Genomic DNA, 13,659 nt, shown 5'->3' with positions numbered 1-13,659 from the left:
GCCTCCGCCGATCATGACAGGCGGCGGGCGTGATTCGGTGGTTGGCCTCCTCGCCGACCCCGCCCGTTGAGAGGATCCGCAGGTGGGCACCGAGGCGCGGGAGTGCGTACCGGAGCGGCCGGTGCGGCAGCGCTGGGCGCGCGGGCTGCAGTGGGCGCCGCTGGCCGCGCTGACTCTGGCCGTGCTGGCCGGGGCGGGGCTGTGGCTCGCCGGCCGGCGCACCTGGGCGGACTGGCTGTGGGCGGCGGCGACCGTGACCGCGCTGGCCCCGGCGGCCTGGTCCATGCTGCGTCAGCTGTGGCGGCGGCAGTTCGGGGTGGACGTCATCGCCGTCCTCGCGCTGGCCGGCGCGCTCGTCGTCGGGGAGTACCTGGCGGGCGCGGTGATCGCGCTGATGCTCGCCACCGGGCGCGCGCTGGAGGCGTACGCCCAGCGCAGGGCGACCCGCGACCTGCGGGCCCTGCTGGAACGGGCCCCGCGCACCGCGCGGCGGCGGGTCCCCGGCGGCGGCATCGAGACGGTCCCGCTGGACCGGGTCGCGGTCGGCGACCGGCTGGTGGTCGGCCCCGGCGACGTGGTGCCGGTCGACGGGACCGTCGAGGAGGCCGCCACCCTCGACGAGTCGGTCGTCACCGGCGAGTCCCGGCTCGTGCAGCGGGCGGCCGGCGAGCAGGTGGCCAGCGGCGTGGCCAACGCCGGGGCCGGGTTCGGGCTGCGGGCGACGAAGAGCGCGGCGGCCAGCACGTACGCGGGGATCGTCCGGCTCGCCGAGGAAGCCACCGCGCGCAAGGCCCCGATGGTGCGGATGGCCGACCGGTACGCGGCGGCGTTCGTGCCGTTCACGCTGGTCCTGGCCGGGCTGGCCTGGTGGCTCTCCGGCGAGTTCGTGCGGGCCGTGGCGGTGCTGGTGGTGGCCACCCCGTGCCCGCTGCTGCTGGCCACCCCCATCGCGATCGTCTCCGGGCTGTCCCGGGTGGCCCGGCGCGGGGTGCTGGTGCGCGACGGCGGCTCGCTGGAGCTGCTGGGCCGGGCCCGGACCCTGCTGGTCGACAAGACCGGCACGCTCACCGCCGGCCGGCCCCGGGCCGCCGAGACGGTGGTCGCCCCCGGCGGCGACCGGGACGAGGTGCTGCGGCTGGCCGCCTCCGTGGAGCAGCTCTCCCCGCACGTGCTGGCCGCCGCCCTGGTCCGGCAGGCCCGGGAGCGGGGCCTGCGGCTGACCGACCCGACCGACGTCACCGAGGAGCCGGGGCGCGGGGTCACCGGCCGGGTCGACGGGCGGCTGGTGCGGGTCGGCCAGCTCGGCGGGGAACTGCCGCAGTGGGCGGCCCGGGCCGCCGAGCGCGCCGAACTGGCCGGCCGGTCGGCCGTCTGGGTCAGCGACGAGCGGGAGCCGCTCGGTGCGATCCTGCTGGAGGACCCGGTGCGCCCCGACGCCCGCCGCACCGTGCGGCGGCTGCGCGAGGCCGGGCTGACCCGGCTGATCATGGTCACCGGCGACCGGCCCGGCACCGCCGACCAGGTCGCGCAGGCCGTCGGCGTCGACGACGTGCTGGCCCGGTGCACGCCGCAGGAGAAGACCGCCCGGGTACGCGAGGAGTCCCGCCGGGCCGTCACCGTGATGGTCGGCGACGGGGTGAACGACGCCCCCGCCCTGGCCGAGGCCGATGTCGGGGTGGCGATGGGCGCCACCGGGGCGACCGCCTCCGCCGACGTCGCCGACGCGGTGCTCACCGTGGACCGGCTCGACCGGCTCGCCGACGCCGTGGAGATCGCCCGGTACGCCCGCCGCATCGCCACCCAGAGCGCCGTCGTCGGGATGGGACTGGCCGTGGCGGCGATGCTGGTCGCCGCCGTCGGGAGGCTGCCGCCGGTGGCCGGGGCGTTCCTGCAGGAGGGCATCGACGTCGTGGTGATCCTCAACGCGCTGCGGGCCCTCGGCGGCGGGCTGCGCCGCCGGGACGTCCCGCCGGACACCCGGGAACTGCTCGACCGGTACGCCGGCGAGCACGCCGCGGTCCGCGACGTGCTCGCCACGCTGCGCGACACCGCCGACCTGATCGCCACGCACCCCGACTCGCCCGACTGCCTGCCCGCCCTGCGCGCGGTGCACGGGCGGCTCACCGGGCGGGTGCTGCCGCACGAGGCCGCCGAGGAGCGGCAGCTCTACCCGGCGCTGGCCGGGCCACTCGGCAGCGACGAGGCGACCTCGACGATGAGCCGGGGGCACGTGGAGATCCGCCGGCTGGTCGACCGGATCGGCGGGCACCTCGCCCAGGCCGGCGACGGGCCGCTGCGCGGCGACCAGGTCACCGACCTGCTCGCCGCGCTGTACGGCCTCGACGCCGTCCTGCGCCTGCACCTGGCCCAGGAAGAGGAGGACTACTTCTCCCTCCCCGACTGACGCGGGCGCGTCAGCGTTCGCGGACCACCGCCACCGGGCAGTGGGCGTGGTGCAGGAGCTGCTGGCCGACCGAGCCGAGCAGCATGCCGCGTAGCCCGCCCCGGCCCCGGCTGCCGACCACCACGAGCTGGGCGTCCCGGCTCGCCTCGACCAGCGCGCCGGCCGGGCGGCCGGCCACCACGTCGACGGTCACCGCGACGTCGGGGAACGTCTCCCGCCAGCCGGCCAGCGGCCCGTCCAGCGCCGCCCGTTCCGCCGCCGCCGCGTCGTCGGCGCCCAGGTCCCGGTCGGCCGACGGCTCCCAGGCCCGCACCACGTGCAGCGGGACGCCCCGCTGGGCCGCCCGCTCGACGGCGAACCCGAGGGCCAGCAGCGAGGTGTCGGATCCGTCGACGCCCACCACCACCCGGCCCGTGCGCCCGGCGGGGGTGTCGCCGTCGCGGACCACCACCACCGGGCAGTGCGCGTGGGCGGTCACCGACACGGCCGTGGAGCCGGCGAGCAGGCCACCGAACCCGCCGTGGCCGCGGCTGCCGAGCACCAGCAGGCCCGCCTCGGCGGAGCGTTCCTCCAGCACCAGGGCCGGCGGCCCGTCGAACACCTCCCCGTGCACGGTGACCGTGGGCCGCGCGGCGGCGGCGTCGGAGGCGGCCTTCGCGACCAGCTCCTCGACCTGCCGGCGGGCGGTGTCGTCGGGCCAGATCCCGGGGGCCACGCCGGGGCCGACCCAGCCGGCCACGGTCACCCACTCGAAGACGTACGCCAGGCGGATCGGCCGGCCGCTGTGCTCCGCCTCGTCGAGCGCCCAGTTCAGGGCGAGGGTGGCGTCGGCGGAACCGTCGTAGCCGACGAGGATCTCGTCACCGCTCACTGTCCGCTCCCCAGCTCGGTGTCGGTCTCCCGGATCCACCGCCACTCGACGACCCGGGGGTCGTCCTCGCCGTACTCGCGAGTGTGGTCGCGGCACGCCTGCCGGGCGTCCACCATCTCCTGGCGCAGGTGCGCGGCGCGCGCGGCCAGCCCCGGCACCCGGTCGATCACGTCGATGACCAGGTGGAACCGGTCCAGGTCGTTGAGCATCACCATGTCGAACGGCGTGGTGGTGGTGCCCTCCTCCTTGTATCCGCGCACGTGCAGGTTGTCGTGGTTGGCGCGCCGGTAGGTGAGCCGGTGGATCAGCCACGGGTAGCCGTGGTAGGCGAAGATGATCGGCTTGTCGCGGGTGAAGATGGTGTCGAACTCGTTGTCGGGCAGGCCGTGCGGGTGCTCCGACGGCGGCTGGAGGCGCATGAGATCGACCACGTTGACCACCCGCACCTTCAGCTCCGGCAGCCGCTGGCGCAGCAGGTCGGCGGCGGCCAGGGTCTCCAGCGTCGGCACGTCACCGGCGCAGGCGAGCACCACGTCCGGCTCCTCGCCGTCGTCGGTGCTGGCCCAGTCCCAGATGCCCAGGCCGCGCCGGCAGTGCTGGATCGCCTCGTCCATGGTCAGCCAGTTCGGGGCGGGCTGCTTGCCGGCCACCACCACGTTGATGTAGTGCCGGCTGCGCAGGCAGTGGTCCATGGTGGAGAGCAGGGTGTTGCCGTCCGGCGGCAGGTAGACCCGGACCACCTCGGCCTTCTTGTTGACCACGTGGTCGATGAAGCCCGGGTCCTGGTGCGAGAAGCCGTTGTGGTCCTGCCGCCACACGTGGCTCGACAGCAGGTAGTTCAGCGACGCCACCGGCTCCCGCCACGGGATGCTCCGGGTCACCTTCAGCCACTTGGCGTGCTGGTTGACCATCGAGTCGACGATGTGGATGAACGCCTCGTAGCTGGTGAAGATGCCGTGCCGGCCGGTCAGCAGGTAGCCCTCCAGCCAGCCCTGGCACAGGTGCTCCGACAGCACCTCCATCACCCGGCCGTCGGGGGAGAGGTGGTCGTCGCCGTCGACCCGGTTGGCGACGAACGCCCGGTCGGTGACCTCGAAGGCCGCGCCGAGCCGGTTGGAGGCGACCTCGTCGGGGCCGAAGAGGCGGAAGGTGCGCGGGTTGGCGGTGATGATGTCGCGGACCCACGCGCCGAGCACGCCGGTCGCGCCGACCGCGGGCTCGCCGGGCTGCTGGACGTCGACGGCGTACCGGCGGAAGTCCGGCAGCTCCAGGTCGCGCAGCACCCGCCCGCCGTTGGTGACCGGGTTGGCGCTCATCCGCAGGTCACCGGTCGGCGGCAGCGCGGCCAACTCGGCGACGGGCGCGCCGGTCGGGTCGAACAGCTCCTCCGGCCGGTAGCTGCGCAGCCAGCGCTCCAGCTCGGCCAGGTGCTCCGGGTTGTCGCGCACCTCGGCGATGGGCACCTGGTGGGCGCGGTAGGTGCCCTCCACCTGCTTGCCGTCGACGACCGCCGGGCCGGTCCAGCCCTTCGGCGTACGCAGGATGATCATCGGCCAGCGGGGGCGCTCGACGGGTGCGCCGGAGCGGGCCCGGCGCTGGATGGCGGCGATCTCGTCGACCGCCCGGTCGAGGGTGGCGGCGAGCGTCTGGTGCACCGTGGCCGGGTCGTCGCCCGCGACGACGTACGGCTGGTAGCCGAAGCCGCGCATCATGTCCAGCAGGTCGTCGGTGGGGATGCGGTCCAGCACCGTCGGGTTGGCGATCTTGTAGCCGTTGAGGTGCAGGATGGGCAGCACCGCCCCGTCGCGGGCCGGGTTGAGGAAGACGTTGGACAGCCAGCTACCGGCCAGCGGGCCGGTCTCGGCCTCGCCGTCGCCGATGACGCAGGCGACCAGCAGGTCGGGGTTGTCGAACGCCGCGCCGTAGGCGTGGCTCAGCGCGTACCCCAGCTCGCCGCCCTCGTGGATCGAACCCGGCACCTCCGGTGCCACGTGGCTCGGGATGCCGCCGGGGAAGGAGAACTGGCGGAACAGCCGCTGCATGCCGGTCTCGTCGCGGCTCACCGAGTGGTAGAGCTCGCTGTAGGTGCCCTCCAGCCACGTGTTGGCCACCAGGGCGGGACCGCCGTGACCGGGGCCGGTGATGAAGATCGTCGGCAGCTTCCGGTTGACGATGATCCGGTTGAGGTGCGCGTAGAGCAGGTTGAGGCCCGGGCTGGTGCCCCAGTGCCCCAGCAGCCGGGGCTTGACGTGCTCGGGCCGCAGCGGCTCGCGCAGCAGCGGGTTGTCCAGCAGGTAGATCTGCCCGACGGTCAGGTAGTTCGCGGCACGCCAGTAGGCGTCCAGCCGGCGCAGCTCGTCTTCGGTCAGGGGGCTGTGCAGGTCTACAGCGGTGTCCATGCTGCGTTAGCCTCTCGCGGATCGGGGACGTTCGCATCCGGGGTGCCGGGTTTTCCCGGCCACGTCCAGCTTCGCGGTGCGGGCGGAGATCGATCAGGGCCGTTGGTCCCGGACCGTGGGGACGTCATGCCCCGCCCGGTGCGGTGGAAACCAGTCCACGCACGACGATGACCGGCGCGGGGGAGTGGTAGAGCAGCGACTGGCTGACCGCGCCGAGCATCCCGCGCAGCGGCTCGTCGCCCCGGGCGGCCACCACGGTCAGCTGCGCGGAGCGGGACTGCTCGACCATGACCGCGCCGGGGTCGCCGACGACGACGTGGCACTCGACCGACACCTCCGGGTGCCGGCGTCCGCACCGGGCCACCACGTCGGCCAGCTCGGCGTGCGCGGTCCCCAGGCCGTGCCGGTCGTACGCGTCGTGCCGGCCGTGCGGGCCGTTCGGGTCGCTGGCCGGCGGGGTGCCGGCGGTGTCGGGCGGCCGGTCCTCGGGCGGCGGCTCGACGACCCGCACGGCGAGCAGCCGGGCGGACCGGCGGGCGGCGCAGCCGAAGGCGAACGCCAGCGCCGTACGGGAGCTGGCCGAACCGTCGACGCCGACGAGGACGGGGCCCTGCGGTGGCGGCTCGGGGCGGACCACCAGCACCGGGCAGCCGGCCCGGGCGGCGAGTTGCACCGCCGGTGCGTCGGCGGGGATGCACGCGCCGCAGCGCGCCATCCCGCCGTCGCCGATGACGACGAGGAACGCCGACTCGGAGCGGCGGACCAGCGCGGCGACCGGCGCGCCCTCGACGATCTCGCCGCTGACCGGCACCGCCGGCTCCGCCTCGCCGGCGGCTGCGGCGGCCTGTTCGAGCAGTTCCTCGGCCCGGGCGCGCGGGCCGGTCACCGACGGGGCCTCCAGCGCCGCCGACCAGTTGAAGGCGTGCAGCAGGCGCAGCGGACGGCGGTGACCGGCGGCCTCCCGCGCGGCCAGCCGGACGACCTGCCCGGCGGACTCCGGCGAGCCGAGTGCGGCCACCACGGGCGCGTCGGCGGGTGGGGTCATCCGGCCTCACCTCCCCCGACAGGCGCGCGCACGGCGGGTCCGATCCCTGCGACCGAGCGTAGTGGTCGACGGCCCGGCGGGGGCCGGTATCGCGCCTGCCCGGCCGGCGCCGCTGTCAACTCTGGTTGACGCAACCTTGCTGTCAACGTATGTTGACACCATGAGTCACGCGACGGAACTCGCGGCGGCGGCCGGCAGCACCGATCCCCGGGTTGGCCTGCGTGCCGTGCGCGCCCTGCGCCGGCTGCTCGAACGGTTGGAAGTGGTCCAGGTGGACAACGCCCGACGGCAGGGCTGGTCCTGGCAGGAGATCGCCGACGCGTTGGAGGTCAGCCGGCAGGCGGTCCACAAGAAGCACGCCGGGCGACCGGCGGTCCCGAGCACCTGGGAGGAATGATGTTCGAACGGTTCACCGACCGGGCCCGCGAGGTGGTCAAGCAGGCCGCCCACGAGGCGCGGGCCGCCGGGCGGCGCCCCATCGGCACCGAGCACCTGCTCCTCGCCGTCCTCGCCGACCCCGACAACCTGGCGAGCCGGGTGCTGTCCGCCGCAGGCGTCCGCGCCGCCGACCTGCGCGCCGCCGTGGCCCGGCACACCGCCGAGGGCGACGCGGGGCTCGCCGAGGCCGACGCCGCCGCGCTGCGCGAGATCGGTATCGACCTGGCCGCGATCGTCGCCCGGATCGAGGAGTCCTTCGGTCCCGACGCGCTGCGTGCGGCGGCGCCCGCCCCGCGCCGCCGGTGGGGGTGGCGGCAGCGGCAGCGGCCCGGCGGCCCGTTCTCGCCCCGCTCGAAGAAGGTCTTGGAGCTCTCGCTGCGCGAGGCGCTGCGGCTGCGGCACCGGCACATCGGCACCGAGCACATCCTGCTCGGGCTGCTGCGCGAGGGCGGCGGTCCGGCCGCGCTGGTGCTCACCGAGGCCGGGCTCGACCTGGACGACCTGCGTCGCCGGGTCGAGCTGGCCCTGCGGGCCGCGGCCTAACCGCCCCGCCCGGTCCGCCCGGTCCACCCGGTTCTCTGGGCCTTCCCTCGCTTCGCGGTTCCCCTCACCCTTCCCCCTCGCCTCTCCTCGTTCCCTCCCCTCGCACTTATCCCGCCCGCCGCCTGTGGCCCGACTCCCTCCCACGCCTCTTCTTCCTCGCCCGCTCGCCGACGGCCCACTCTGTCGACTCCATGTCACTCAGGGTGATCGCCTCTCCGGCGGCGGCGTTGCCGTCCGCCCTCCTTTGCTCTGCACCCATCCACGCAACGGTATGCGGATCGTGACCGACCGTCGTGTCGCGTGACTCTGCGCGATTCCGCGTATCCACAGCTCGTGCGCTGTGCTGCGCCCGTGGGTGCAGAGCAAAGGGGGCGGGCGGTGTCGGGCGGTGCGGGCACGAAGCAACGCAGGGTGACGAGCCTCGGTCCCCCTGTGCCAGCGACGCGTACCTTACGCACCGTGGCCGGCGGCGCGGCCGGTTCCGGGCACCCCGGCCCCGTAAACCTGTTTTCGGTGCGCGCAACCTCACCGGTCGCCGGCTCGCCGCCCGCACCGATGTGGCGCACACTGGCGCCGTGGATGCTGAGCAGAACACGCGTTCGACGCGGGACGCGCGCGCGGCCGACCACCACGGCGGGCTGCGCTCCGCCGTGGTGGTCAACCCGGTGAAGGTCGCCGACCTCGACGAGCTGCGCGAGACGGTCGACGGGGCGCTCGGCGCCGCCGGCTGGCCGGCACCGCTGTGGTTCGAGACCACCCCGGAGGACCCGGGCCGGGGGCAGACCGAGAAGGCCGTCTCCGCCGGGGTCGACGTCGTCTTCGCCTGCGGCGGCGACGGCACCGTGATGTCCTGCGTCAGCGCGCTGGTCGGCACCGACGTGGCCCTCGCCGTCCTGCCCCAGGGCACCGGCAACCTGCTCGCCGCCAACCTCGGCCTCTCCACCGACCTGGCCGCCGGGCTGGAGGTGGCCGTCGAGCAGGGCCGCCGCCAGCTCGACGTCGGCGCGGTCGACGACGCCTACTTCACCGTCATGGCCGGGATGGGCTTCGACGCCCAGATGCTCGACGCCACCTCGGAGACGACCAAGGCCCGCATCGGCTGGCCGGCGTACGTGATGGGGGCCGCCCGGCACCTGCGCGACCGGCCGATGCGGGTCACCATCCGCATCGACGACCGGCCGCCGCTGCGCCGCCGGGCCCGCTCGGTGCTGGTGGCCAACGTCGGCCGCCTCCAGGGCGGCGTCACCCTGCTCACCGACGCCGAACCGGACGACGGCTGGCTCGACGTCGCCGTGCTCACCCCGCGCACCCTGCGCCACTGGCTGGCCATGGGCTGGGCGCTGGTGCGCCGCCGGGGCAGCGTCCCCCGGATGGAGGTCTACCGCGCCCGCCGGGTGGAGGTCACCAGCAACCGGGCCCAGCCGCGCGAGCTCGACGGGGACCTCATCGCACCGGGGCGGCGGCTGGCGGCCGAGATCCGCCCCCGCGCCCTCTGGCTCTGCGTGCCGCAGCCGCAGGAGGCACCCGACCTGGCCGCCGACGCCGAGGCAGCCGGGGAGCGGGGCGAGGAGCTGGTCGAGGAGGCCCGCCGTGAGTAGCACCAGGATGGTGCCCGAGACCCGGCTCATGGCCGACGAGGAGCTCTCCGCCGACGACGCCTGGCACACACTGCGCCGCCACGGCGGCTGGCGCCTGCTGCGGGACGCGTTCGTCCGGTTCCGCTACGGCGACGGGTTCAGTCACTCCCGCGCCCTCGCGTTGCAGCTCTGCCTCGCCGTGGTGCCGTTCCTGATCGCCCTCACCGGCCTGATCACCGACCTCGGCGCCGACGAGGGCGGCCGGGTCGTCGCCGACACCGTGCTCGCCCTCACCCCGGGGCAGAGCGAGCAGGTGGTCGGTGAGCTGCTCGACTCCGGCGAGCGCACCGAGGACGCCGGCGAGCTGGCGCTGACCCTCGGCCTGCTGACCGGCCTCGTCGCGCTCACCACCACGATGGCCCAGATCGAGCGCGGCGCCAACCGGATCTACGGCGTCGAGCGGGACCGCCCGGCCCTGTGGAAATACCTGCGCGCCGCCGTCCTCGCGCTCGTCGCGGGCGTCCCGGCGCTCGCCGGGTTCCTCATCCTGGTCGGCGGCGGGGCGATGGGCGATTCGGTACGCCTCAACTACGCCTGGGGCGACGTCGCCACCTTCGCGTGGGACGTGGTCCGCTGGCCGCTGAGCCTCGGCCTGACCGTGCTCGCCGTGGCCCTGCTGTTCCGGCACGCCCCCCGCCGCAAGCAGCCCGGCCTGTCCTGGCTGTTCTTCGGCGCCGGCATCGCCACCGCCCTGTGGTGGCTGGCCAGCCTGCTGCTCGCCGCGTACGTGCGGTTCAGCGACGGGTTCGGGCAGACCTACGGGGCGCTGACCGGCATGATGGCGCTGCTGCTCTGGGCCAACCTCACCGGGATGGCGCTCTTCGGCGGGCTGGCCTTCGCCGCCCAGCTCGAAGCGATGCGCATCGGGGTGCCCGAGCCCGCCCAGCCGGACCTGTGGCAGCCCGAGACCGAGCGCGAGGAGATCCACGACACCGGCGAGATGAGCGCCCTGTAGACCTGGCCGCGACACCCCCCGGTGTACGGGAGGCCCGGACCGGGTAAATCGCCTCGCCAGAGCAGACAAGGGAGGTGCGGGGTGACCGCGGTCAAAGAGGTGGTGCGGCGACCACTCGGCCATTTCGCCGAGCGGAGCATCGCCGGGCTGGTGGCCGTCGTCGGCGCGGGGGTCGCCTTCGGCTTGCTGCTGATGCTGGTGCGTTTCCGGTGGAGCCCGCTGCAGCACGCCGACCACGAGGCCGCCGAGTGGTTCAACGGGCTCGTCGCCCCGCACCACGCCCTGGTCACCGTGTTGCAGGCGATCACCGACCTCGGCGGGCGGCCCGTGCTGATCTGGCTGGTCAGCGTCGCCGTGCTCGGGCTGCTGATCCGCAAGCAGGCCCGGCTCGCCGTCTATCTGATCATCACCGGGGTCGGCGGGCTGATCCTCGACCCGTCGCTGAAGACCCTGGTCGGCCGCCTGCGCCCCGTGGTGGACGTGCCGCTGGCCAGCGCCCCCGGCAACAGCTTCCCCAGCGGCCACGCCCTCGGCTCGTTCGTCGCGTACGGGGCGATCCTGCTGGTCTTCCTCCCCGCCATGGCGCCCCGCTGGCGCAAGCCCGCCATCGCCGTCGCCGCCGTGCTGGTGGCCCTGATCGGGCTGACCCGGATCGCGCTGGGCGTGCACTTCGTCTCCGACGTGCTCGGCGGCTGGCTGCTCGGCGCGGCCTGGCTGGGCGTCACCGCGTACGCCTTCCGGCTGTGGCGGCGCGAGCGCGGCCGGCCGGTGCCGCCGCTGACCGAGGGCCTGGAGCCGGAGGCGGGCCGCGACATCGCCCCGGCCCCCGCCGAGGAGCACGTGCTGGAGCACCCCCGCTCGGCCGTCGCCGAGTTGCTGGTCGGCTGGGTGCTGGTGTTCGGCGTGCTGTACGCGTTCGGCATGTTCGTCAGCTACCACGCCAAGGACACGTTCCTCGGCACCCTCGACACCGAGGTCCCGCGCTGGTTCGCCGACCGGCACACCGACGCGTTGACCGACCTGAGCTGGTGGTGGAGCAAGTTCGGCGACACCCACGCGATCCTGCTGGTGTCGCTGGTCTTCTGCCCGCTGGTGCTCGCCGTGTGGCGGCGCTGGCGGCCGGTGCTGTTCGTGGCACTGGCGATGTTCGGCGAGCTGACCCTCTTCCTCGCCTCCGCCCGCGCCGTCGACCGGCCCCGCCCGCCCGTGGAGAACCTCGACGGGCAGATGCCCACCTCGTCGTTCCCGTCCGGGCACATCGCCGCCACCATCTGCCTCTGGCTCGCCATCGCCCTCATCGTGTTCCCCCGCACCGACCGCTGGTGGCGCTGGATCTTCGTGGCCGCCGCGGTGGTCATGCCGGTGGGGGTGGCGGTCTCCCGGATGTACCGGGGCATGCACCACCCGACCGACTTCATGGGCGCGATCCTGCTCAGCGCCCTGTGGATCGGCCTGCTCTACTGGGTGATCCGCCCCAACGCCGACCTCGCCGAGGGCAACCGGCCGGCGATCGAGTCCGAACAGGTCGACGAGCTGGACGACGAGCTGGCCACCGCCGGCCGGCCCGACTGACCCGATGCTGCGGGTGATGACCTGGAACATCAAGACCGGCGGTCGGGACCGGACGGGTCCCGGCCGCCTGGACCGGGTGGCCCGGGTCGTCGCCGCGCACCGGCCGGACCTGCTGGCCGCGCAGGAGCTGCGCGGCTTCGACTCCGGCGGCGTGCTGGCCGGCTTCGCCGCCGCCGTGGGCATGGAGCCGTACCTGGCCCGGTCGTGCTTCGGCCAGCCCGTGGCGGTGCTGGCCCGCCCGCCGCTGCGGGTCGTCGCGGCCGGTCCGGTCCGCCGCCCGTTCCACCACGCCGCGGTACGCGTCACCGTGGCCACCGACGCCGGTCCGCTGACCGTGTTCGGCGCGCACCTCGACCCGTACTCGGGGCTGCGGCGGCGGGTCGAGGCGGGCTGGCTGGCGGGGGCGGTCGGCCGGGCCCCCGGCGCGGGGCGGACCGCGCTGGCGCTGCTGGCCGGGGACCTGAACACCCTCGCCCCGGGCGTCGACCACACCGACCGCGTCGCCCGGCTGCCGGCCGCGTACCGGCGTCGGCACCTGCGTCGGGACGGGCGGACGGTGGAGACCCGGGCGGTGGCCCGGCTCGCCGCCGCCGGCCTGGTCGACCTGCACGCCGCGCTCGCCCCCGCCGACGACGAGGGGCCGACCGCGCCGACGCGGCACGGCGGCGGCGCGGAGTTCTCCGGCATGCGGCTGGACTATCTCCTCGGCACGCCGGCCCTGGCCGGGCTGGCCCGGTCCTGCGTCGTCGTGCGCGGCGGCGACACCGAGTACGCCTCCGACCACTACCCGGTGCTCGCCGACCTCGACCTGCGCCCGGCCTGACCGCCGCCCGCGCCGCCGCGCCGGCCGCCGCCGCGTGGTTGCCGCAGGCCACTAGGCTCGCCGGCGTGACCGGTCGCCCCACCCCCCGCCCCGAGCCGCCGCCCCCGCTGGTCGCCGCGTTCGCCCGGGGCGTCGCCCTGGTCGTGGTGCTGCCCGTCCGGCTGCTGTGGGAGCTGCTCGTCGGGGCCGGGCGGCTGCTGCACCGGTGGCTGCTCAGCCCGCTGGGCAGGGCCCTGCGTGCCTGGGTGCTGCGCCCGCTCGCCTGGCTCGCGTACCACCTGCTCTGGGTGCCCCTGACGTGGCTGGCGCGGCACCTGGTGCGGCGTCCGCTCAGCTGGGCGCTCCGGACGCTGGTCCGGCCCGTGGCGCGACTGGTCGTGGTGGCGGTGGACTGGCTGATCCGGCACCTGCTGGTGCCGCTGGTACGCCTGGTGGGGCGGCTGTTCGGCCCGGCGTTGACGGCCCTCGGGCGCGGCCTGTGGTGGCTGCTGCGGCTGGCCTGGACGGCCCTGTCCTACGCCTGGCGGCTCGCCGGGCGCATCCTGCGCGCCCTGCACCGGCTGCTGCTGCGCCCGGTCGGGCTGGCCCTGCGCTGGGCCTGGCGGCACACCGTCGCCCCACTCGGCCGCGCCCTGCGCGCCGCCTGGCGGCACACGGTCACCCCGGCGGCCCGCTGGCTGAACGCGTCGGTCCTGACCCCGGTCCGCGAGGCCACCCGGGCCCTCCTGGCAGCCCTGAACCTCCGCCCCTGACACCCCTGTCGGCATCGTTGGGGCGCTATCACTTTCCGTGATGGTGGTAGGCGATCGGTTGCGAGGGGCGGCTGGCATCACTCTGCGCGCGCGGGGGACTGCGTAGTTTTCCGTGTTTGGCCTGGGTGTGGTCCGTTGGACAGGACGTTGATCCTGTCCGGGAAGGACCACGTCATGGCAGACAAGAAGAACGCTGCTCCACTTCCGCAGCCCTCGGCGG

At 75.2% G+C, this 13,659-nt stretch carries 11 protein-coding genes; 8 read left to right on the top strand and 3 right to left on the bottom strand.

Annotation, left to right across the window (positions count from 1 at the left end):
• The first annotated feature begins 82 nt into the window (after positions 1-82).
• The gene (locus tag LPA42_RS28785) at positions 83-2,404 is read left to right on the top strand and encodes a heavy metal translocating P-type ATPase (RefSeq protein ID WP_077936892.1); all 2,322 of its coding nucleotides are present in this window, start codon (positions 83-85) and stop codon (positions 2,402-2,404) included.
• Between the two features lie 10 nt (positions 2,405-2,414).
• Here the strand turns inward: LPA42_RS28785 and LPA42_RS28780 are convergent, their stop codons facing one another.
• The 3 genes from LPA42_RS28780 to LPA42_RS28770 form a co-directional block, all read right to left on the bottom strand.
• On the bottom strand, positions 2,415-3,275 hold the full coding sequence (locus LPA42_RS28780) for a universal stress protein (RefSeq protein WP_077936893.1): 861 nt from the start codon (positions 3,273-3,275) through the stop codon (positions 2,415-2,417).
• Positions 3,272-5,674, bottom strand: coding sequence for a phosphoketolase (locus LPA42_RS28775; RefSeq protein ID WP_077936894.1), 2,403 nt, complete (start codon positions 5,672-5,674; stop codon positions 3,272-3,274). The genes LPA42_RS28780 and LPA42_RS28775 overlap by 4 nt, the downstream gene beginning before the upstream one ends.
• A 124-nt stretch (positions 5,675-5,798) precedes the next feature.
• Complete coding sequence (locus tag LPA42_RS28770; RefSeq protein WP_077936895.1) at positions 5,799-6,719, bottom strand: universal stress protein; 921 nt, start codon at positions 6,717-6,719, stop codon at positions 5,799-5,801.
• 160 nt (positions 6,720-6,879) lie between these two features.
• Between LPA42_RS28770 and LPA42_RS28765 the strand changes: the two genes are divergently transcribed.
• The 7 genes from LPA42_RS28765 (at position 6,880) to LPA42_RS28735 (ending at position 13,439) form a co-directional block, all read left to right on the top strand.
• The gene (locus LPA42_RS28765; protein ID WP_043962604.1) at positions 6,880-7,116 is read left to right on the top strand and encodes an HTH domain-containing protein; all 237 of its coding nucleotides are present in this window, start codon (positions 6,880-6,882) and stop codon (positions 7,114-7,116) included.
• Positions 7,116-7,700, top strand: coding sequence for a Clp protease N-terminal domain-containing protein (locus LPA42_RS28760; RefSeq protein WP_077936896.1), 585 nt, complete (start codon positions 7,116-7,118; stop codon positions 7,698-7,700). Before LPA42_RS28765 ends, LPA42_RS28760 begins: the two co-directional genes overlap by 1 nt.
• A 638-nt stretch (positions 7,701-8,338) precedes the next feature.
• Positions 8,339-9,298: a diacylglycerol kinase family protein gene (locus LPA42_RS28755; protein ID WP_043964263.1), complete on the top strand. Its 960-nt coding sequence runs from the start codon at positions 8,339-8,341 to the stop codon at positions 9,296-9,298.
• The gene (locus LPA42_RS28750; protein ID WP_077936898.1) at positions 9,291-10,292 is read left to right on the top strand and encodes a YihY/virulence factor BrkB family protein; all 1,002 of its coding nucleotides are present in this window, start codon (positions 9,291-9,293) and stop codon (positions 10,290-10,292) included. Before LPA42_RS28755 ends, LPA42_RS28750 begins: the two co-directional genes overlap by 8 nt.
• Before the next feature lie 81 nt (positions 10,293-10,373).
• Entirely contained in the window at positions 10,374-11,864 is a 1,491-nt protein-coding gene (locus LPA42_RS28745; RefSeq protein WP_077936899.1) for a phosphatase PAP2 family protein, read from the top strand.
• A 4-nt stretch (positions 11,865-11,868) separates the two neighbouring features.
• Positions 11,869-12,687: an endonuclease/exonuclease/phosphatase family protein gene (locus LPA42_RS28740; protein ID WP_077936900.1), complete on the top strand. Its 819-nt coding sequence runs from the start codon at positions 11,869-11,871 to the stop codon at positions 12,685-12,687.
• 65 nt (positions 12,688-12,752) lie between these two features.
• Positions 12,753-13,439 carry a hypothetical protein gene (locus LPA42_RS28735; protein WP_077936901.1) on the top strand — a complete coding sequence of 229 codons (687 nt, stop codon included), beginning with the start codon at positions 12,753-12,755 and terminating at the stop codon, positions 13,437-13,439.
• Positions 13,440-13,659 lie beyond the last annotated feature (220 nt).

Source organism: Micromonospora sp. DH13 (genome assembly GCF_020873825.1).
GTDB lineage: Bacteria > Actinomycetota > Actinomycetes > Mycobacteriales > Micromonosporaceae > Micromonospora > Micromonospora haikouensis.
The sequence above is the reverse complement of the archived record's forward strand: the minus strand, read 5'-3'. Positions and strand labels throughout refer to the sequence as shown.